Source organism: Mycobacterium sp. NGS35 (genome assembly GCF_059812855.1).
In genome coordinates this window covers 148063-169344 of sequence record NZ_JCALDL010000001.1, presented here as the reverse complement: position 1 = coordinate 169344, position 21282 = coordinate 148063, and the positions used below count along the sequence as shown (strand labels likewise).

Here is a 21282-nt window from a genome sequence, read left to right as displayed (position 1 = left end):
CGCTGCGTTCCATGACCGCTGCGCGGTCGCCGTCAATCTGACCGCTCGGCGGTCGCCGTGATCTTCGGTTCCAGGCGGCGCATTCGGCGCACCGCGCCACTGCTGCGTGGCCTCGGCGCGTTGAGTCGCGCCATCGGTCTCGCTTGGCGGCGATCCCTCCAGCTGCGTGTCGTCACGCTGACGCTGGGCTTGTCGCTGCTGGTGATTCTGGTCCTCGGTTTCGTACTGACCAGCCAGATCACCGACCGCGTGCTCGACGCCAAGGTCCGCGCCGCCACCGAGGAGATAGATCGGGCCCGCGCCACCGTCAGCGGCATCGTCGGCGGCGAAGAAACCCGATCCCTGGACAGCAGTCTTCAGCTGGCCCGCAACACGCTGATCGACCGCAAGACCGACCCCGGCGCCAGCAACCTGGGCGGCGCGTTCGACGCCGTGCTCGTCGTCCCCGGAGACGGTCCTCGCGCGGCCACCTCCGCCGGCCCGGTCACCCAGATCCCGGAAACCATGCGCGACTTCGTCAAGGCCGGCCAAGTCAGCTACCAGTACGCGACCGTGCACACCGAGGGGTTCACCGGCCGGGCGCTGATCGTCGGCAGCCCCACCACCGGGCCGGTGTCCAACCTCGAGCTGTACCTGATCTATCCGCTGTCCAGCGAGGAAAGCACGATCGCGCTGGTTCGCGGCACCATGCTGACCGGCGGCCTGGTGCTGCTTGTGCTGCTGGCCGCGATCGCTCTGCTGGTGTCACGGCAGGTGGTGCAACCGGTGCGGTCGGCGTCGCGGATCGCAGAGCGGTTCGCCGAAGGCCACCTGACCGAACGCATGCCGGTGCGCGGCGAGGACGACATGGCGCGTCTCGCGGTGTCGTTCAACGACATGGCCGAAAGCCTGTCGCGCCAGATCACCCAGCTCGAAGAGTTCGGAAATCTGCAGCGGCGCTTTACCTCTGACGTCAGCCACGAGCTTCGCACGCCGCTCACCACCGTGCGGATGGCCGCCGACCTGATCTACGACCACAGCGAAGAACTCGACCCGTCGCTGCGCCGGTCCACCGAGCTGATGGTCAGCGAACTCGACCGCTTCGAGACCCTGCTCAACGACCTGCTCGAGATCTCTCGTCACGACGCCGGCGTGGCCGAACTGTCCGTCGAGCAGCTCGATCTGCGCACGACCGTGCGCAACGCGCTGGAGAACGTCGGCCACCTCGCCGACGACGCCGGCGTCGAACTCGAACTGGACCTGCCCGATCACGAGGTGATCGCTGAGGTCGACCCGCGCCGTGTCGAACGGATCCTGCGCAACCTGATCGCCAACGCGATCGACCATGCCGAGAACAAACCGGTACAGATCCGGATGGCGGCCGACGAGGACACCGTCGCCGTCACCGTCCGCGACTTCGGCGTCGGCCTGCGCCCAGGCGAGGAGAAGCTGGTGTTCAGCCGGTTCTGGCGCTCCGACCCGTCGCGGGTGCGCCGCTCCGGCGGCACCGGGCTGGGCCTGGCGATCAGCATCGAGGACGCCCGGCTGCACCAAGGCCGACTCGAGGCGTGGGGCGAGCCCGGCAAGGGCGCCTGCTTCCGGTTGACGCTGCCTCTGGTGCGCGGCCACAAGGTGACGACGAGCCCGCTGCCGCTCAAACCCGTTGCGCCGCAGCCAAATCCACGCGCGCCGCGACAGCGCGAGGCTGCGGAGAAGGTATGAGACGCCTGCCGGCCGTGGTCGTCGCGCTGGCGGCCGTCATTGTGGTGGCCGTGTCCGGCTGCGCCGGGGTGCCGTCGTCGTCGGCGCCTCAAGCGATCGGGACGGTGGAGCGTTCGCCGGCGCCGAGCCTGCCCAAACCCACTCCCGGCATGGACCCCGACGTGCTGCTGCGCGAGTTCCTCAAGGCCACAGCGGATCCCGCCAACCGGCACCTGGCGGCCCGCCAATTCCTGACGGAGTCGGCGTCGCGTGGCTGGGACGACGCGGGCAGCTCGCTACTGATCGACAACGTCGTGTTCCTCGAAACCCGAAGTGCGGACCGGGTTTCGGTGAACATGCGAGCCGACATCCTCGGCTCGCTGTCGGACATGGGGGTGTTCGAGACGGGGGAGGGGGCGCTGCCCGACCCCGGGCCGATCGAACTGGTGAAAACCAGCGGCGGCTGGCGCATCGACCGCCTGCCCAACGGAGTGTTCCTTGACTGGCAGCAGTTCCAGGCCACCTACAAGCGTCACAACCTCTATTTCGCCGACCCGACCGGCAAGACCGTCGTACCCGATCCGCGCTACGTCGCAGTGGCCGATCCCGACCAGCTGCCCACCGAACTGGTCAGCAAACTGATCGCGGGCCCGCGACCGGAGATGGCTCACTCGGTGCGCAACATGCTGGCTCCTCCGTTGAAATTGCGTGGGCCGGTGACCCGGGCCGACGGCGGCAAGACCGGCATCGGCCGCGGCTACGGCGGCGCCCGCGTGGAGTTGGAGGGATTGTCGACCACCGATCCGCACAGCCGGCAACTCGTTGCGGCGCAGATCATTTGGACGTTCGCGCGCTCCGGCATCGCGGGGCCGTACGTGATCAACGCCGACGGCGCCGCGCTGGACGACCGGTTCGCCAACGGGTGGGAGGCCACAGACGTCGCATCGACGGACCCGGGCGCCGACGACGGCGCGTCGGCCGGTCTGCACGCGCTGGTGGGCGGGTCGCTGGTGTCGGTGGAGAACGACAATGCACCGCGGATGCCCGGCTCGTTCGGCCAGATGCCGGAGCAGAAGGCGGCGATGCTGTCGCGCACCGGCCGCGACGTTGCGTCGGTGGTGGTGCTGCGCAGCGGACAGCCGGACGCGGCGGCGTCGCTGTGGATCGGGCCCAGCGGCGGTGTCGCGGTGGAGGCTACAGACGGGCACACCATTACCCGTCCTAGCTGGTCGCTGGACAATGCGGTGTGGGTGGTGGTCGACGGCGTCAACGTGGTGCGGGTGATTCAGGAGGCCGCGTCGGGCCAGCCCGCCCGCATTCCGGTCAATGCGACGGCGGTGACGACGCGCTTTCCCGGTCCGGTCACGGAGTTGCAGCTGTCGCGGGACGGGACCCGGGCGGCCATGGTGATCAACGGGCAAGTGGTTCTCGCGACCGTCGAACAGACACCTGGCGGTGAATACGCGTTGACGTATCCGCGCCGGCTGGGCTTCGGTCTCGGCGCGTCGGTGGTGTCGCTGTCGTGGCGTACGGGGGACGACATCGTCGTCAGCCGCACCGACCCTCAGCATCCCGTGTCGTATGTGAACCTCGACGGCGTGAATTCCGATGCGCCCTCGCGCAACATCACGATCCCGGTGTCGACGGTGGTGGCCAACCCGTCGACCGTGTACGTCGCAGACCAGCGCGGCGTGCTGCAGTTGTCGAGCGCTGCTGCCGAAAACGAGCAGCGGTGGATCGAGGTGCGGGCGTTGATGATTGCCGGTGCTGTGCCGGTGCTGCCGGGGTGATTTCGACGCTTTGCGACGCTGAGCGTCGTTTAGCGTGCCGAAATCCCCGCGACGTGCTGCAGGAACGGGGTGATGATGTCGACCGGCAGCGGGAACACCACCGTGGAGTTCTGGTCAGCGCCCAACTCCAAAAGTGTTTGCAGGTAACGCAATTGCAGCGACGCCGGGCTCTTGGAGAGCGTATCGGCCGCCTGGCGCAGCTCCTCGGAGGCCTGCAGTTCACCGCGGGCGTTGATCACTTTCGCGCGCCGCTCCCGCTCGGCCTCTGCCTCGCGCGCCATCGCCCGTTGCATGGATTCGGGAATCTCCACGTCCTTGATCTCGACCACCCGGACCTCGACGCCCCAGGACTCGGTCTGCTTCTCGATGATCGTGCGCAGGTCGCTGTTGAGGTCCTCGCGGTGGGCGAGCAGCGTGTCCAGGTCGGCGCGACCGAGCAATGAGCGCAGCGTGGTCTGCGCGATCTGCGACGTCGCGATCGCATAGTTCTCCACGGCCAGAATGGCTTTCAACGGATCGGTGACCTGAAACATCACGACGGCATTCACCCGCGCGGGCACGTTGTCGCGGGTGATCACCTCTTGGGGCGGGATCGTCAGCGTCACTACGCGCTGGTCCACCCGCACCATTTTGTCGACCAAGGGAATCAGAAACCTGAGGCCCGGTTGATAGAGCGGACGGACGTGGCCCATCCGGAAGACCACGCCGCGTTCGTATTCGCGCAACACCGCCAGCGAGACGACGCCGAGCGCAACGAGCACGATGGCGGCGACGACGACGATGGCGATCACCTCTGCAGTCATCCGGCGTCTTTCTTGTCGGCGTCCTTGTCGGCCCAGCCGCCGCCCCACCGCGTGGAGTACCGGTCGATGGCAGCGGCTACCGCATCCTCCTCGCCGCTGCGATGCGGCAGGTGCGCCGGCGCATTCGACGGCGTGTTCCAGAAGTGTTGCGCCAGCGGCACTCCCGTGATGACCACTAGTGCCGACGCACCGAGCAGAACCACCAGGTCTGCCGCGGAGTGGTTGCCGACCAACATTCCCAACGGCATGACCAGCCCCATCGCGGCGACCGCGCATGCGATACCGCGGTGGAAGCGACCGGCCTCCGAATGCGGCCACGGGTCCACTTCTCGGGTCACCTCACGGCCGTGGTCGGACGTCGTGCACGTCGACTTCACCGGACAGCTGTTGCACACCGTCGGCAACCCGCGGTAGCGCATCACCCGATGCTGCGGGTCGAACGACGTGGGCCACAGCCACTGATCTTGCGGGCACACCCACGCGTCGTGGTCGGCGTGGTAGACGAAACTGCCTGTGCGCCAACGAGCGGCCCGCAGTGATGATCGCCGTGCCATGAGGTCGATGGCCCATGCGATCGCGACGAGCACCAGCGCGTAGCCCGCGACCAGCCACACCGACGCACTGACGGTCATTCTTTGGCTGCCGCCGTTTCTGCGCCGGCTTCGGTGTAGAGCGGGTGATCGGGCAGCTCCTCGGCAGTGGGCCCAGAACGCCAGTGGCGCACCGCTTGCCATGCGATCCAGATGAACGGCAGCACGCCGCCCACGATCAGGATCACGTCACCGGGCAGCCGCAGCCACTCCAGCAGCGCATTGCCGGGTTGGGTGAGATAGCCAAGGGAACGAGCGTCGACGTAGCCGTTGTTGACCGAGTGGTACAGCTGCAGCACGCCAAGCGGAAGCAGGGTGGCGAACACCATCCAGGCCAAACCGATGTTCATCGACCAGAAGGACAGACGCGCAGCCTTTTCCGGCCATTTGTCGGCTGGTATGGCGTAGCGGAACGCGAACATGGCCAGTGCGACGGCGAGCATGCCGTAAACGCCCATCATCGCCGCATGGCCGTGGTTGGCGGTCAGTGCGGTGCCGATCTGGTAGTACGACACGATCGGCAGGTTGATGAGGAATCCGAAGATGCCCGCACCCACGAAATTCCAGAAGCCAACGGCGACAAGGAACATGACCGCCCAACGGTGAGGGAAGGGGTGGTCGCTGCCGGCCTGCTGTCGTGAGCCGAGTTGCAGGAACGCCCACGCCTCGACGGTCAGGAAAGTCAGCGGGATGACTTCTGCGGCGGAGAAGAACGCGCCCAGTGCCATGTGCTCGACGGGCGTCCCGGAGAAGTACAAGTGGTGCATCGTGCCGATGACGCCGCCGGCGGAGTACAAGATGACGTCAAGAAAGATGATGCCCAACGCAATTCGCTGTCGCACGACGCCGAGCAACACGAAGATGTAGGCCACCATCACCGTGGTGAACAGTTCGAGGAAGTCTTCGACCCACAGGTGCACCACCCAGAACCGCCAGAAGTCCGCGACGGTGTAGTGGGTGTCGCTGCTCGCGAGCAGACCGACCGCGTAGAAAGCCGGGATCGCCAAGCCGGCGAACAAGAACAGCCACGGCATGTTCAGCTTCGACTCGCCTTTGAGCCGCGACCGCATGCCGCGCCAGACAATTGCGATCCACAAGAACATGCCGACCACGAGCAGGATCTGGAACAGCCGAGGCAAATCCAGGTACTCCCACTGCTGCGAGAGCAGCGAACCCTCGGGAACCACACCGTAAATGGACAGCGCTTCGGTGATCAGCGAGCCGAACACCACCACCGCCACGGCGACCAGCAACCCGTAGGCAAGCCAGCTCTGCCGCCGCGGCTCACGGCGAGCGATGAACGGCGTGAGGAAGATTCCGCCGGCCAAGAAGGCCGCCGCGGTCCAGAACAACGCGAGCTGCACATGCCACGTCCGGGCGAGGTTGTACGGAAGTAGACGGGCCAGATCGAGGCCGAAGAACGTCGACAAGTCAGCGCGATAGTGCTGCGCGGCCGCACCAACCAGGGTCTGCGCCAAGAACAGCACCGACACGATCGCGAAGAACCAGACCGTCGCACGCTGCGACGGCGTCAGCGTCACTTCGCCCGGCTGCCGGTAGACCAGCGTCGGCGCCTCGGCGCTCTGCCAGCCGATCTTCTGGCTCCAGCGGCCGTACACGAAAAGCAAGATCCCGGTCCCGCCCAGCAGCGCCACTAATGACAGCACCGACCAGACCACCACCTGACCGGTCGGGCCGTTGTCGACGCGGGGTTCGGCGGGCCAGTTGTTGGTGTAGGTGTAATTGTGGCCGGGCCGTTCGGCGGACGCCGCCCACGCGGTCCACGCGAAGAATGCGGTCAGGTCGTTGACGTCGTTCGGATTGGTGATGAAATCCGGTAGCAGTCCGCGCTTGGTGGAGTCCTTGCCCCAGTAGTCGGCGTACTGTGCGCGGATGTTCTCGAACGCCTTGACCTGACGGTCGGTGAACACCAGAGTCTTGGTGTCGGGGTCGTAGCGGTTGGTGCGGAATTCGGCGACGACGCGGTTGTGCGGATCGGGATTACCCTCGGCGCGGAATTGGTCAGCGACGTTGTCGGCGGCCTTGCGTAGGTATTCCGCGGTGTAATCGGGTCCCAGGTATGCGCCGTGGCCCAGCACCGACCCGTACTCCTGCAGGCCGCGCGCCTGGAACAGTTCTTGGCCGCGGGTAATCTGCGCCTTGGTGAAGAGCACCCGGCCCGATTGAGTTATGACCTTGTCGGGCAACGGCATTGCCGCCGTATACGCGCGATAGGCCAGGATGCCCATGACGAAGAAGCCGAAGATCATCACCAACGCGACGCCTTGGACCCAGCCTTTTCCGATCAGACGTTCCGCAGACGGTTGATCGGTTTCTGGTGCTGACGACGACTGCGCTGAATCAATGGCCATGCGATGCTCCTGCCCGCTAGCTGCCCCGCGTCCTACGTATTTATCACCCGCGGACAGCAGAAGGGACCTATTCCGCCTGGCATTCTGTGGTCGTTCGCCCCACTTCGGGGTGGTCGCTGCGGGTTATCACACGCGCCGGGTTCGCTGGCGCGGCGGCTGGTGATCTGCCGCGTTCGATGCTGTGGCAGGCATTTAGGCTCTTACAGGTGAGTGATTCATCTGTGTTGCGCGGCAATCCCGGCGAAATCGGGCGGGTGGCGGAGTTGCTGGCGCGCGGAGCCGACGACTTCCGCGCCGGCCTGGCCGACGTGGATTCGGAGGTGTCGAGCATGCTCGACGGCTGGCGCGGCGATTCCGGGGGTGTTTACGGCGAAGCATGGCGTGAGTGGCACGAAGGGGCAGCGCGCATTCAGTCCGGGTTGTCGTTGATGGCATCGGCATTGGGCCGTGCCGGCGGCGACTATCAGGGGCAGGAAGTCGCATCGTGGGAATCGCTGCGGAATGTGGCACCTTGAGTAACGCATTTGCGGTCGACCCCGAAGCGCTGCTTGACGCAGTCTCGCGGATGGCAGGCTTCGAACGCTACGTCGAGTCGCTGCTGCAGGAAATCGACGCGCTGGTCGCCGGACTTCACGTGGAGTGGAGCGGGACTGCCGCGGCCGCGCACGCCGAAGCGCATCGACAGTGGGCCGAGGGTGCAGCGATGATGCGAGACGCTCTGGGGAAGCTGCAGGCTGCGGGCAAAGTCGCCCATCACAACTACACGGGGGCGGCAGCGACCAACCAGCGCATGTGGGCATGACATTCGGCAATGGGTGCGCTTGACGTCGATCCGCCGGCGCTTGACGGTGCCGGCACGTCCGTCGTATCGGTTGGGAAGGACCTTGGGTCGGCGATTTCGACCCTGACGAGCGCGCTGAGCGGGACCGGCGGAATGTGTGGCGACGACCCGGCCGGTGCCGCGTTGGCGCGCCAGTACGACAGCTCTGCCAAAGCGCTAGTAGAAGCGATGACCCAGGTGCGCAACGGGTTGGTTCGCATCGGCGATGGAATCCGCGTATCGGCGACGAACTACTCGGTCGCCGAGGCGGCATCCAACATCGCAGGCAGTACCGAGCCGCTTCCCAGGCCAACCCCAACTGAGATGATCAATCCCGGGTCGGTACCGTCCGGTGTCGGTAGCGGTACGCCCGCACCGGCGGGATGGGGTTGGGTCGCGCCGTTCATCGGAATGATCTGGCCTACAGCGGATTCGGGGCGCCTACGTACTGCGGCCGCCGCCTGGACGGCCGCGGGAACGCAGTTTCTTGCGACCGAAGTCGGTGCGGCCGCACCACTGGCGATCGTTGGGGCGCAGAAGATTCCGGAGGCCGACGCGATCGGCGTGGCTTTCGCGACAGCAGCGCGAGGCGGAAGCCAAGTTTTTCAGCAGTGTGGAACTATCGCCAGCACTCTCAACACCTATGCGGCACATGTCGACGAGGTGCATGCCGCGGTGTTGGACTTGCTGTCACAGATCGCGGACCCGCTGACCGGCATCAAAATCGTCTGGGACCTTCTCAGCGGCGACGACGAGAACGAAATCAAACGCATCGCCAACGAGATCCGCACGGTCATCGACAACTTCAAGGCTGAAGCGACGGCATTGGGCCACCAGATTGCCGGTCTCGCGGCTGAAGCCAACACGATTGCCACCACCATGGGCCACTACGCGCACAAGGAGTGGGATCACTTTTTACACGAGAACCTCGCGGGCCGGGTGCTGGATCAGATCGGGCAGTTCGGTAAGGGCGTTTTAGAAGAAGCCGGCGGCATGCTGAAAGACGTCTTTTGGACGTACTCGCCAGAGCGTGAAGCGATCGACCCGGAGGGCTACCACCGCGACATCGAGAACCTGGCCCACGGCTTGGCGCCGCTGGTTGGTCTCGGCGGACCGAACGCACCCGGAGTTGGCGAGGCATGGAAGCAATTCGGCAAGGAAGCAGTCCACTGGGATTTGTGGAGTACAAATCCGGCGGAGGCGGCCGGCCGCAGTGTCACCGACATTGCCACATTGTTCATTCCCGGAGTTGGCGAAGAGGCGACGGGATTGCGCACCACCGTTCGTGCGGCCGATGCGGCAGCGGACGCTGCACGCGTCGAACGCCCGCTGGAGAGCCTGCCGCTGGCCAAGCCGTCCGAGCTGCCGAAGCCGGGCGAGCTTCCGAAACCTGGCGAGGTGCCCAAGCCGCCAGCTGAGATTCCCAAGCCGCCGGCCGAGGTGCCGAAGCCGCCGGCCGAAGTTCCGAAGGCGCCACCGGTGGCGCATGAAACGCCGACACCCACGCCTGGTCAGTCGGCCGCGGACGCGAAAGTGCTAGCGGCGCCCGGGCGCCCGCTCGCGACCGCAGCGGCGGATGCGCTACCTCAGGCTGAGCGAGGGCCGGCATCGCCGGTCGGTTCGTCTTCCGGAGAATCTTCTGCTCGCTCGTCGGGCAGTGCGGGCCTGAACGGTGTTACCCATCCGGGCCAGATGACTCCGTCGGCTTTGTCTGCGCCCGAACGGATAGAGCCGCCCCATCCGACGCTGTCCGGTCCAACCGGGATGCCACCCTGGCATGAGCCCAGCGGACTGGACCACCCATCGCATGGTTCTCACAGCGCCGCACGCGCGGACAACGGTTCGCCGGCGACGGCCACACACGTCGAACCGAGCCGGGAGTTGATCGATGGCGCGAGTGCAGCGCCCGCTGACGGTAGGTCAGTGCTGAAGTCTGACGATCCAACCGGTCCGCACTGGCACCGCCTCGATGACGGGCCGGCAGACCCTAGCTACGGGCAGCCAATGCCCGATGCCGGCGACTCAGGCCCGTATCCGACGCCAACTGCGCAAAACCAGGCAACTTGGGATCTCGTTCGACATCCCGAGGAACCATACGGCCACGATGAAAACGGCAACCCGCTCACCAAAGAGCAGTACGACGAGCGCTATACCCAAGTGGGGCCTGACGGCGAGTCCTTGAATAGGTACCCACCTAATGAGGGTGCTGTGCCGGGCACCAGAGTGGCTTACAATTCGGTGGAGGCCTTCATCCATGATTTTGGCAGTCAGATAGACAGAGTAGGCAGTCCGTACGGCGAATACTTCGCCGTAATGGAAAACGGGGTGCCCGCCTCTTTCGAAGAACGTAGCCTCCCAATTAGTTCACTTAACAGCCAGTATTATCGATACAGTTTCAGTGGTAGCCTTCCAGAAGGCTGGGCGATTGAGATATCTGAGGTAGCTCCCGGTTTCGGTCGCGACGGTGGGGGTTTGCAAGTGAAGATCATCGATGATGGAGGCGACGCGATGTCAGTATTGCAATTATTAGAGCGTGGAGTCCTGGGTGAGCAATAACCGCTACGAGCTGTCCGCTGATGTTGCCGCATTGGCGGTGGCGGCCGGCTTCAAGGAGCACAAAGTCGGCGGGGACGCCACATGTCTGGTTAACAATGGCGGAGAGATAGTCTTCTACATCCGACGCGAGCCGCAGGGTTGGTACACCGTGACCAAGGCCAACCGTTCTGGCGCTGAGAAATTCGAATTGGCAGCTGCCGATCATCGGGTGCTCGATCGGTATTTCCTCGCGCTTTTCGGGCAAGGTGTTCGCGCCAGCCGACGAATAGCGCTTGTCAATCTGCCCTTCAAGGCTGAGGAAGTTTGCGAAGGTTATTCATTGATACCCGACAATCACGCCCTCCAGTGGCTTGTTGATTCGTCCGGGAGCAGAGTCGCTGCGGCAAAGAACAGCTCCACCGGCACGGCTAGGTTGGTAGAACTATCACACTTGCTTCCAAAAGCCTGCGATGAAATTATGTCGATGTTCCAAGTCGGCGACGAATTCCCTAATCATGGTTGAGATATCTCATCTTCTCCCAAACGATCGAGCAGATTAGTGAAATGTTCGTTGACTTGTGGCCTTCAATCTCCATTAACGACTTCCAAGGGCACACAATCTATTGGGCGTCGGGGGCATTCGGCACGGATAACGTCTTCACAGCGAGGGGTCGTTAATGGCGGGAAGTATATTCTTCCGCAAGCATCATTGGGCCGAGAGTGCGCAGCTCATCTTTTACGTATTTGACTATCTTGCGAAGAAAGCATCGGACCCGAACGTAAGTAGGCATCTATCAGAACTGGAAGCCGCGAATGTGCCTATCCTCGATTTGCGAGAGGCCAGACACTCGGAATTAGTTGACATTATTGCCGACGATCTTCCAGTGCATTTGGAAAATCTTAGCGACCCTGAGCGCCGACGCAGACTAATAGCGGCACTGGATGAGCTCATCTCGTATGCAAAGGAGCAAAAGGCAGAGGACGGTTAGATAAGCTATGTCACGTGTTCAACAATGTCGGAATAAGATATTACGTAGCAGTTTTTCGAAGTACGGGATGCGGTTGAAACTGTGACCGAGCTCGGTTTTCTTCGAGAGGTCACTTAATGAGGTTTGAACAGAACGGTATGCGGCCCACTGGCGAAGGAGGTTCCGTCGATAACTTCCTTCGGCAGTACGAGCAGTCGCGCAACCTATGGCGAAAGACGAAGGGCCGCACTCCTTGGAACTCGCCGGCCTGGATTGGAAGCGGCCTCTCGCTCCGCAGGGGGTACCCGTTCCCGGACTGGACCGGCTATGTCATACGGCAAGAGGCAGACGCCTTCTTCGTTCTCGCTTCGACTACCGAACGGCGATCCACTCCGTTCGTGACCGTGGCCGCGGTCTTCTCGCAGATGGAAGATGCGGGAAAATACGTCATCGCGCAGATGGGCGATTCTCTCAGGACCGAGTGCCGCGCTGATCCGGTCTTCTGGCGATGGAGAGATGCGGGCCTCGATGACCGCATAGAGAAAGGCCTCCCGGATCCGCGATTTCTCGCTGCAATCAACCGTATCGATAACGTCGAACCTGGGAAGCGGCGATTTATGCATCGCTATGTGATCAGGCAGCACCCTGACATTTACGCCGTCTTGCATAGTTGGGAGGAGCCGATGAGTCATGTGTTGACCAATTCTTATGAGGAACTGCACGAGTTGCTCGCCGAGGGCTTGCCAGAATCGAGATGAGAGCGTCATCGAGCTCGGAGGCAAAGAAGCCAGAATCGAGGCTAGTACATGGCCCGGCCCGCGTTTGGACAACCCGGGGGTGGGGAGGAAAATGGTCGTCATAGATATCCGCACAGGCGATACCGTCGCCGTCCAGCGGTTGATTGATGCGCGGGTTCTTCGAGAGATCGGCTTGGGACCATGAAAAATTCCGGCGGCTCTGACACATCGGCCAACGACGAGGTAGCAGAGTTCCTGGCACGATACGAGCGCTGGCTCGTCCGGTGGCGTCGTCTGGAAGGTCGGTCGCAGTGGGATCCACCGAGGTGGTCAGGTGACGATCTGTGGTTATGCAGTGGCTATCCCAAGCCTGACTGGAGCGGATATGCGGTCCGGCTCAGCGAAGACGGCATCATTGTCTTCAATGCGACCACCGAACGACGAGCCACACCACATATCACCGTCAAGGCGCTCTTCTCGCGGATGGAGGATGCCGGCAAGTTTCTGCTCTGGAACTTGGGAGACTACTTGAGAATCTCGCGAGGAATCGATCCAGTCTCATGGCGATGGTCGGACACCAGCCTCGATGAACGAATTGCGAAAGGGTTGCCTGGTGAAGAGATCCTCAACATGATCTCCGAGCTCGAACAGATCCCCGTCGAGAGATCCCGCGCATTTGTTCGCAAATATTGGCTTAAGGATGAACCCGAGGTATACGCGATCATGACCACCTCAGACGAGTTGAGGAGTCGAGTATTGACAATGACTTATGATGACCTAGAAAACCTCTTAACCGAAGGGTTAACGTGACTTTCCGACGTATATGAGCGATTCGGCAGTGGCCCTGAGCAGCGCCATAATCTAAGGATTGCCGTTGCCGAGCGGGGATCACATGCAAGGGGGAACAGAATGCTGATGACGGCACTGACCAGAGGATCGAATTGGCGAGAATCGAACTGCGAAACATCGATTTTGGACCACCCGACTTGGAGGCGCAGATCCCGCTGACGGCAAGCCTCCGGCGGTGGATACCAGGTCCAGACAGGGATGATTACATAACCGCATTACTTGACCGCCCAATCAAGTATCACCCACCAGCTGATTTCGTGTGGGAGCGTACACAACCCGAGTTCCGTGCTCACGACGGTAATGGACCGTTTGTGTGGATCTATATGTTGGTCATATGTAGCCGATTCGTCGGCACGCAACTGCATCCCGGTATGGAGGCCTTTCCTGTGAATATCCTTTGTCATCGACAACACGCTTGGACGTGATCAGCGGCTGGATATGAGCAAGGTCGACTATGTCGCCGTTGGCTTCATCGATGCCCTCGCCGACGAACCGGTTCAGAACGAGTGACATCGTCGACTCACTTGCGTTGGAGCCCGGCAGCATTGCCGCCGCCATGTCGGTGCCTCTCGCCACACTGGCGCCATGCTTGACCTTGTCCTGCCGCTGGAGTGCGGCGGCTGCGGTATGCCGTCGACACGATGGTGTGACGCCTGCGCGCGGGAGCTGACGCTTACGGAAGATGACCCTCGACTGGTCACCCCACGCGTGGACTCAGAGGTGCCGGTGTTCTCGCTCGGTCGCTACGCCGGCGCCCGCCGGGCCGCGATCGTCGCCGCCAAGGAACACGGCCGCACCGACTTGCTGACACCACTGTCGCAGGCAACGGGCCAAGGACTGGACCGGCTGGTCGGCTGGGGGATCGTCGACCTGCCGCTGACGCTGGTGCCGGCGCCCACTCGCCGGTCCGCCGCGCGGCGCCGCGGCGGTGACCCCGTCACCCGCATCGCGCGTGCCGTCGCCGACACCCGTGACGGCGTGGACGTCGTCGCCGCGCTGGGCATGCGGGCAGGCACACGCGATTCAGTCGGCCTCTCGACAAGCGCGCGACAACGCAACGTGCGCGGCCGCATCGTGCTGCGCCGAAGCACCCACGGCGAGGTCGTTCTCGTCGACGACATCGTCACCACCGGCAGCACTGCCACCGAATCGGTCCGCATCCTGAATGCCGCAGGAGCCCGCGTGGCGGCGGTGCTCGCCATCGCCCACGCATGACTGGTGAAGAACAGGCAACGGGTGAGAGAAAGGGGTGGCACGCGGCGGTGAACACCATTACCGTCGGGACCAAGCAACAGTGACTCGGCCGCCTCGAACCACCGGGGCGCCACTTACCGACAGCGGTAGGAGGTGAGTCTTTCGACCTCTTGTGCCGGTGGGTGGCGAAGGTGTAGGTCGCGATCCACCGGTTTTGTTCACAGAACCCGGCACGCCGGACCGCGTGCGACTCCGCGACAGAAACGAGTTGTCAAGCATGCCAAGCCGATCCGTGGAATCCGATTTGGGGACATCTCCCGCTCGCGAGGGAGTCCTGGCCGATACCGACGATGCTGAAACCACGCCGCGCGCTGAGGTCGTGGTGAAGGGGCGCAACGTCGAGATACCCGACCACTTCCGCGTGTACGTGTCGCAGAAGTTGGCCCGCCTCGAGCGGTTCGACCGCACGATCTACCTGTTCGACGTAGAGCTCTACCACGAGAAGAACCGCCGCCAGCGCAAGAACTGTCAGCACGTGGAGCTCACCGCCCGTGGCCGTGGCCCCGTAGTCCGCGGCGAGGCGTGCGCCGACAGCTTCTATGCCGCTTTCGAGTCGGCGGTCAACAAGCTGGAGAACCGGCTGCGCCGCAGCAAAGACCGACGCAAGGTCCACTACGGCGAGAAGACCCCGGTCTCCCTGGCGGAAGCCACCGCCGCTGCGGTACCGCCATCGGACAACCAGGCTGCCGAGGCACCATCGGTCGACGGCATTGCGGTCGACGACCACGAGCCCGGGCGCATCGTGCGCGTCAAGGAGCACCCCTCGACGCCGATGACCGTCGATGACGCGCTCTACGAGATGGAGCTCGTCGGCCACGACTTCTTCCTTTTCCACGACAAAGAGACCGACAAGCCCTCTGTCGTGTACCGACGGCACGCCTACGACTACGGGTTGATCCGGCTGGCGTAACCGCCGTGACAGCCTGAACCCCCCGCGGCGAGCTCTGACTGGCCTGTCGCACTCTCGCCTACCATGGGGTACGCCGAAGACGTCAACCCATAGGGGATATCTGTGCTGTCGAAATTGCTGCGCCTCGGTGAAGGTCGCATGGTCAAACGCCTCAAGGGCGTCGCAGACTATGTCGGCAGCTTGTCCGATGACGTAGAGAAGCTCAGCGACGCCGAACTGCGGGCCAAGACCGAGGAGTTCAAGAAGCGCTACGCGTCCGGGGAAGACCTCGACGACCTGCTGCCCGAGGCGTTCGCCGTCGCCCGCGAGGCCGCCTGGCGCGTGCTGGACCAACGGCCGTTCGACGTGCAGGTGATGGGCGCGGCGGCGCTGCATTTCGGCAACATCGCCGAGATGAAGACCGGTGAGGGCAAGACGCTGACCTGCGTGTTGCCCGCCTATCTCAACGCGATCGCCGGTAAGGGCGTGCACATCGTCACGGTCAACGACTACCTGGCCAAACGCGACAGCGAGTGGATGGGGCGCGTGCACCGCTTCCTGGGGCTGGACGTCGGCGTGATCCTGGCCGGCATGACACCCGACGAGAGGCGGGTGGCCTACAACGCCGACATCACCTACGGCACCAACAACGAGTTCGGGTTCGACTACCTGCGCGACAACATGGCCCATCGGCTCGAGGACCTGGTGCAGCGCGGCCACAACTACGCGATCGTCGACGAGGTGGACTCGATCCTCATCGACGAGGCCCGCACGCCGCTGATCATCTCCGGGCCGGCCGAGGGCGCGTCGAACTGGTACACCGAGTTCGCCCGCCTTGCCCCGCTGATGGAAAAAGACGTCCACTACGAGGTGGACATCCGCAAGCGCACCGTTGGTGTGACCGAGCTCGGCGTCGAGTTCGTCGAAGACCAGCTGGGCATCGACAACCTCTACGAAGCGGCCAACTCGCCGCTGGTCAGCTACCTCAACAACGCGCTGAAGGCCAAGGAGCTGTTCCACCGCGACAAGGACTACATCGTCCGCGACGGCGAGGTACTGATCGTCGACGAATTCACCGGCCGCGTGCTGATCGGCCGCCGCTACAACGAGGGCATGCACCAGGCCATCGAGGCCAAGGAAGGCGTGGAGATCAAGGCCGAGAACCAGACGCTGGCCACGATCACGCTGCAGAACTACTTCCGCCTCTACGACAAGCTCGCCGGCATGACCGGCACCGCCCAGACCGAGGCGTCGGAGTTCCACGAGATCTACAAGCTCGGCGTGGTGTCGATCCCCACCAACAAGCCGATGATTCGCGAGGACAAGCCCGACCTCATCTACAAGACCGAGGAAGCCAAGTTCCTCGCGGTGGTCGACGACGTTGCCGAGCGGTATCAGAAAGGTCAGCCGGTGCTGATCGGCACCACCAGCGTCGAACGCTCGGAATACCTGTCTCGGCAATTCCAGAAGCGGCGCATTCCGCATAACGTACTCAACGCCAAGTACCACGAGCAGGAAGCCGGCATCATCGCCGAGGCCGGCCGTCGCGGCGCGGTCACCGTCGCCACCAACATGGCCGGCCGCGGCACCGACATCGTGTTGGGCGGCAACGTCGACTTCCTCACCGACAAGCGGCTGCGCGAACGCGGCCTCGACCCGGTGGAAACGCCTGAGGACTACGAGCAGGCATGGCACGACGAGCTCGCGAAGGTCAAAGCGGAGGCGGCGGCCGAAGCCAAAGAGGTGATCGACGCCGGCGGGCTTTACGTGTTGGGGACCGAGCGGCACGAGTCGCGGCGCATCGACAACCAGCTGCGCGGCCGGTCGGGTCGGCAGGGCGATCCCGGGGAGTCGCGGTTCTACCTGTCGCTTGGCGACGAGCTGATGCGGCGGTTCAACGGCGCGACGCTGGAGTCACTGCTGACGCGGCTGAACCTGCCCGACGACGTGCCGATCGAGGCCAAGATGGTCACCCGCGCCATCAAGAGCGCCCAGACCCAGGTCGAACAGCAGAACTTCGAGGTCCGCAAGAACGTCCTCAAGTACGACGAGGTGATGAACCAGCAGCGCAAGGTGATCTACGCCGAGCGCCGCCGCATCCTCGAGGGCGAAAACCTCAAAGACCAAGCGCTGAAGATGATCCGCGACGTGGTCACCGCGTACGTCAACGGCGCCACCGCGGAGGGCTACGCCGAGGACTGGGATCTCGAGCAGCTGTGGACGGCGCTGAAGCAGCTGTATCCGGTGGGCATCGACTACAAGCAGCTGACCCACCGCCACGACGAGGTCGACGACCTCACGCGCGAGGAGCTGCTCGACGCGGTACTTGCCGATGCCGAGCAGGCCTACGCCAAGCGGGAGGCCGAGATCGACGCGCTGGCCGGCGAAGGCGCAATGCGTCAGCTCGAGCGCACCGTGCTGCTCTCGGTGCTGGACCGCAAGTGGCGGGAGCACCTCTACGAGATGGACTACCTCAAGGAAGGCATCGGGCTGCGCGCGATGGCCCAGCGCGACCCGCTGGTGGAATACCAGCGCGAGGGCTACGACATGTTCATGGGCATGCTCGAAGGGCTCAAAGAGGAGTCCGTCGGCTTCCTGTTCAACGTCGCGGTGGAAGCCGCGCCAGCTCCGACAGTGGCGCCGATGCCCAGCCCGGAAGGACTCACGCAGACGGCCTCCTCCGGGGCAGAGCCTGAGGGCGGCGTGGCGACCAAGCAACGCGAGAGCGCTGCCCCAGCTCCGTTGCGCGCCAAGGGAATTGACGACGGAGAGCAGCAGCTCACCTACACCGGACCGTCGGAGGACGGCTCTGCGGCGATACAGCGGCGCAACGGCGGCGAGCCCGCCGGTGTGTCAGCTGGAGGCACCCGGCGCGAGCGGCGAGAAGCCGCACGGCGTCAGGCCAAGCAAGCGAAGTCCGGCCGCCGGCGCTGAGTTTCGAGCGACCGGGATTTGGGGGCAATTGCCCCATGTGAGGCGGTTATGCGCCGAGCGAGCATCGGCGCATGAACAATGCACACACCAACCAGCCCATCCGAATCCGAATGATCGTCGCTGCCGGTGCAGTCACCGTCGGTGCGCTGCTGAGCGTTGCCAATCCCGCCATTGGGAACGCGACGTTCGACAAGAAGAGCTTCGACAACTGCGCCAGGGCTGCGGACGGGCGCTGGCTCAGGGGCGAGACCGACTCCCAGACCCACGACGACGAATACAAGTTCTGCTGCGCCAGGTCCGGCGGATATTGGAACGCCAAGAAATCCTCCTGCGACGCCGAGCCGCCCGCCCGCACGGCAGAGCCGCAAGTTCCGCAAGCGCCGCGGCCCACGGTAGCCAGCCCGGCGCCGTAACCGCTAACGCGCCGAAGCTACGGACGATCACCGAAATCGCTTGGCAGCCATCACCATTCGTAGTCTCGGCGCTGGCTCAACGCCTTTCGACGAGCTTGGCTATCCGTTCCAACGTCTCGCGCATGCCGTTCTCGGCCTGCTTCGGCATGCCGCTGGATCGCAGCAGCCACTTCTGCTTGTCCTGGGAGATGTCCCATGTCTCCCGCACCCGCGTGCCGCCGCCATTGGTGGGCTCGAGCTCGTAGCGCCAGATCCGGCCGCCCACGAGACCGCCCAGCATGGTTGTCTGCCAAGCGATTCGGCGGTCAGGTTCGAATTCGATGACGGTATTGGTGGTCCGGTACGGCAATCCCATCCGCATCGACATACCGAACTTGGAACCCTTCGACAGTGGTATCGATTCGTGTTCGGCATGCTGCACGGTGCCGGAGCCGTCGAAGCTGGCGTGCTTGCCGGCGTCGGCAAGTAACTCGAAGATCGCACTCGCCGGTGCGTCGATCACTCGTTCAACGCTCACTCTGTCGTTTTCCACGCTGGCCATGGACCCACGCTAGCCGATCTGAAGCGCCACGAGTCGCCATCTTCGACGGCCGCGGACCACCGTGTGCTCCACCCGCCCCGCGATCGCGCGGAGCCGCTCGCCGCGGCAATACGTCGCAGACACCTCCGCGATCTCGCCCTCGCTGTCCACGATGCGCAGCCGGACCCGGCGCAGCTGAGCCGCTGTCCGGCCGGCGCCTCGCGGCGCGCGGGCCAAAGCGATCACCGTATCGGCCACGCAATCGCCGAGCATCGGCTGCAGCTGCGCGAACGGGCGGCGTCCGTCGATCACTTCCAGCACACCGCGCAACGCCGCCTCGGCGAACACCGCCGCAGCCTGTGCCGACGGTTGCTCCGGCGCAGGCGGCACCGCAACCAGCCGGCGGCTCCGGCGAAGACCAGGCGTCGGTGGGCGGGGCTGGCCGATCGGCGGCTCATAGTCGACGACGGGAACGACGGTCAAATGGCGGTTCATGCGCGCAGCCTCCAGCGGTGACGATGTCGACCTGCCTGCTGGAGAGACGCAGACGTGTACTCACAAATGATCCCATGGCGAGCACGGCGTCCCAGCGCCGAATTTTCGTTCCGGCCCGACAATGCGGAACTCCCTCGTCGCCGGATACGGTGGGCGCAAGCTGCGGCTGAGTTCGGTGAGGGGAGGGTATGGCCCGCGTGGTGACCCGCTTGTCGGCGTCCGACGCGTCGTTCTACCACCAGGAGGACACGTCGACGCCGATGTACGTCGGGTCTCTGTCGATTCTGCGGCGGCCGAAGGGGGGCCTGTCGTACGAAACGCTGCTGCGCACCGTCGAGCAGCGGCTGCCGCAGATCCCGCGCTATCGCCAGAAGGTGCGCGAAGTGACGTTCGGCCTGGCCAGGCCGGTATGGGTCGACGATCCCGACTTTGACATCACCTACCACATCCGTCGCTCGGCGCTGCCCTCTCCGGGCAGCGACGAGCAACTGCACGAGCTCGTTGCCCGGCTGGCATCGCGGCCGCTGGACCGCTCACGGCCGCTGTGGGAGATGTATCTGGTCGAGGGCCTGGCGAAGAACCGGCTGGCGATCTACACCAAGTCCCACCAGGCCCTGGTGAACGGCATGACGGCCCTGGAGATCGGCCACGTGATCGCTGACCGCACCCAACGCCAGCCCGAGTTCGGCGAGGACATCTGGATTCCCGCCCACGAGCCGTCGAACTTCGAGCTGGTGATGGGGGCTGTCGGCGACTGGGTGACGCGACCCACCACCCAGCTGGAGTCGATGCGCACCGCGGCCACCGACATGGTCACCAACGCGGGCTACCTGGCCGACATGGGCCGTCAGCTCACCCATACCGTCCGCACCCTGTTGCGAGGGACCGCGCCGGACAGTCCGCTCAACACGCAGGTGTCGCGTAACCGCCGATTCACCGTGGCCACCGGTCGGTTGGACGACTATCGCAAGCTGCGGGCCCGCTACGACTGCGACGTCAACGACGTGGTGCTGGCCGTGGTGGCCGGCGCGTTGCGCAATTGGCTGTTGTCGCGGGGAGAGCCGGTGACGACGACGTCGACGGTGCGCGCGATGGCGCCGATGTCGGTGTACCCCGAAGCCGATCTGGAGACGAACGCCGGCCCGGGACAGGCGATCAGCGAAGTGTCGCCGTTCCTGGTGGATCTGCCCGTCGGCGAGGGCAATCCGGTGGTGCGTCTCTCGCAGATCGCGCACGCCACCGAAAGCCACCCGACGGCCTCGAGCCTGGTGGACGCGCGCACGATCGTGACGCTGTCCGGCTTCCCCCCACCGACGTTGCACGCGATGGGCATTCGCGTGGCCACCAGCTACTCGGCTCGGGTGTTCAATCTGCTGATGACGAATGTGCCCGGCCCTCAGTCGCAGATGTACGTCGCGGGCGCCAAGCTGCTGGAGACCTACGCGGTGCCGCCGCTGCTGCGCAACCAGGTGCTGGCGATCGGGGTGACGTCTTATTGCGGGATGCTCTATTTCGGCATCAACGCCGACCGTGACGCGATGAGCGACGTCGACATGCTGCCGACCCTGCTTCAAGAATCTCTCGACGAGCTGATCGAAGCCGCGCAGTAGGTCTGCGGCGATACCATTCGGCG

General features: G+C 64.3%; 19 protein-coding genes. 13 read left to right on the top strand and 6 right to left on the bottom strand.

The genetic code is table 11. The features are described from left to right. The first annotated feature begins 57 nt into the window (after positions 1-57). A complete protein-coding gene (gene mtrB / locus AC5Y4C_RS00855; RefSeq protein ID WP_499907738.1) occupies positions 58-1701 on the top strand; it encodes an MtrAB system histidine kinase MtrB in 1644 nt (547 codons plus the stop codon). Then, positions 1698-3470 (top strand): MtrAB system accessory lipoprotein LpqB, encoded by a 1773-nt coding sequence (gene lpqB / locus AC5Y4C_RS00850; protein WP_499962188.1) that lies wholly within the window; start codon positions 1698-1700, stop codon positions 3468-3470. The genes mtrB and lpqB overlap by 4 nt, the downstream gene beginning before the upstream one ends. A gap of 29 nt (positions 3471-3499) precedes the next feature. Here lpqB and AC5Y4C_RS00845 read toward each other — a convergent pair whose 3' ends face one another. Genes AC5Y4C_RS00845 through AC5Y4C_RS00835 form a run of 3 tightly spaced genes read right to left on the bottom strand, consistent with a single transcriptional unit; the run spans position 3500 to position 7235 of the window. Then, positions 3500-4273 (bottom strand): slipin family protein, encoded by a 774-nt coding sequence (locus AC5Y4C_RS00845; protein WP_499962190.1) that lies wholly within the window; start codon positions 4271-4273, stop codon positions 3500-3502. After that, positions 4270-4905, bottom strand: coding sequence for a hypothetical protein (locus AC5Y4C_RS00840; protein WP_499962192.1), 636 nt, complete (start codon positions 4903-4905; stop codon positions 4270-4272). The genes AC5Y4C_RS00845 and AC5Y4C_RS00840 overlap by 4 nt, the downstream gene beginning before the upstream one ends. After that, positions 4902-7235 carry a nitric-oxide reductase large subunit gene (locus tag AC5Y4C_RS00835; RefSeq protein ID WP_499962194.1) on the bottom strand — a complete coding sequence of 778 codons (2334 nt, stop codon included), beginning with the start codon at positions 7233-7235 and terminating at the stop codon, positions 4902-4904. The genes AC5Y4C_RS00840 and AC5Y4C_RS00835 overlap by 4 nt, the downstream gene beginning before the upstream one ends. A gap of 206 nt (positions 7236-7441) precedes the next feature. Here AC5Y4C_RS00835 and AC5Y4C_RS00830 point away from each other — a divergent pair, with 206 nt between their 5' ends. The 6 genes from AC5Y4C_RS00830 (at position 7442) to AC5Y4C_RS00805 (ending at position 13105) form a co-directional block, all read left to right on the top strand. Beyond that, complete coding sequence (locus AC5Y4C_RS00830) at positions 7442-7750, top strand: WXG100 family type VII secretion target (RefSeq protein WP_499962196.1); 309 nt, start codon at positions 7442-7444, stop codon at positions 7748-7750. Next, positions 7747-8037, top strand: coding sequence for a WXG100 family type VII secretion target (locus AC5Y4C_RS00825; protein ID WP_499907744.1), 291 nt, complete (start codon positions 7747-7749; stop codon positions 8035-8037). The genes AC5Y4C_RS00830 and AC5Y4C_RS00825 overlap by 4 nt, the downstream gene beginning before the upstream one ends. Before the next feature lie 9 nt (positions 8038-8046). After that, positions 8047-10611, top strand: coding sequence for a glycohydrolase toxin TNT-related protein (locus tag AC5Y4C_RS00820; protein WP_499962198.1), 2565 nt, complete (start codon positions 8047-8049; stop codon positions 10609-10611). Next, a complete protein-coding gene (locus AC5Y4C_RS00815; RefSeq protein WP_499907746.1) occupies positions 10601-11113 on the top strand; it encodes an Imm61 family immunity protein in 513 nt (170 codons plus the stop codon). The genes AC5Y4C_RS00820 and AC5Y4C_RS00815 overlap by 11 nt, the downstream gene beginning before the upstream one ends. 843 nt (positions 11114-11956) lie before the next feature. Beyond that, the gene (locus tag AC5Y4C_RS00810) at positions 11957-12316 is read left to right on the top strand and encodes a hypothetical protein (protein WP_499962200.1); all 360 of its coding nucleotides are present in this window, start codon (positions 11957-11959) and stop codon (positions 12314-12316) included. A 180-nt stretch (positions 12317-12496) separates the two neighbouring features. Then, complete coding sequence (locus AC5Y4C_RS00805; RefSeq protein ID WP_500007911.1) at positions 12497-13105, top strand: hypothetical protein; 609 nt, start codon at positions 12497-12499, stop codon at positions 13103-13105. 369 nt (positions 13106-13474) lie between these two features. Here the strand turns inward: AC5Y4C_RS00805 and AC5Y4C_RS00800 are convergent, their stop codons facing one another. Further along, a complete protein-coding gene (locus AC5Y4C_RS00800) occupies positions 13475-13720 on the bottom strand; it encodes a hypothetical protein (RefSeq protein ID WP_499940497.1) in 246 nt (81 codons plus the stop codon). A 9-nt stretch (positions 13721-13729) separates the two neighbouring features. Here AC5Y4C_RS00800 and AC5Y4C_RS00795 point away from each other — a divergent pair, with 9 nt between their 5' ends. The 4 genes from AC5Y4C_RS00795 to AC5Y4C_RS00780 all read left to right on the top strand — a co-directional run bounded on the left by AC5Y4C_RS00795 (position 13730) and on the right by AC5Y4C_RS00780 (position 18634). Beyond that, on the top strand, positions 13730-14359 hold the full coding sequence (locus tag AC5Y4C_RS00795) for a ComF family protein (RefSeq protein WP_499962204.1): 630 nt from the start codon (positions 13730-13732) through the stop codon (positions 14357-14359). A 256-nt stretch (positions 14360-14615) separates the two neighbouring features. Beyond that, the gene (gene hpf, locus AC5Y4C_RS00790) at positions 14616-15308 is read left to right on the top strand and encodes a ribosome hibernation-promoting factor, HPF/YfiA family (protein WP_499962206.1); all 693 of its coding nucleotides are present in this window, start codon (positions 14616-14618) and stop codon (positions 15306-15308) included. Between the two features lie 102 nt (positions 15309-15410). Beyond that, entirely contained in the window at positions 15411-18221 is a 2811-nt protein-coding gene (secA, locus tag AC5Y4C_RS00785; protein ID WP_499962208.1) for a preprotein translocase subunit SecA, read from the top strand. A gap of 71 nt (positions 18222-18292) precedes the next feature. Beyond that, a complete protein-coding gene (locus AC5Y4C_RS00780) occupies positions 18293-18634 on the top strand; it encodes a hypothetical protein (protein WP_499907753.1) in 342 nt (113 codons plus the stop codon). 76 nt (positions 18635-18710) lie between these two features. On the opposite strand, the gene AC5Y4C_RS00775 is transcribed toward AC5Y4C_RS00780, so the two are convergent. Then, positions 18711-19175: an SRPBCC family protein gene (locus tag AC5Y4C_RS00775; RefSeq protein ID WP_499907754.1), complete on the bottom strand. Its 465-nt coding sequence runs from the start codon at positions 19173-19175 to the stop codon at positions 18711-18713. Between the two features lie 9 nt (positions 19176-19184). Beyond that, on the bottom strand, positions 19185-19649 hold the full coding sequence (locus AC5Y4C_RS00770; protein ID WP_499907755.1) for an Rv3235 family protein: 465 nt from the start codon (positions 19647-19649) through the stop codon (positions 19185-19187). Positions 19650-19846: 197 nt separating this feature from the next. Here AC5Y4C_RS00770 and AC5Y4C_RS00765 point away from each other — a divergent pair, with 197 nt between their 5' ends. Continuing rightward, positions 19847-21259 carry a WS/DGAT/MGAT family O-acyltransferase gene (locus AC5Y4C_RS00765; protein WP_499908062.1) on the top strand — a complete coding sequence of 471 codons (1413 nt, stop codon included), beginning with the start codon at positions 19847-19849 and terminating at the stop codon, positions 21257-21259. Positions 21260-21282: the final 23 nt, after the last annotated feature.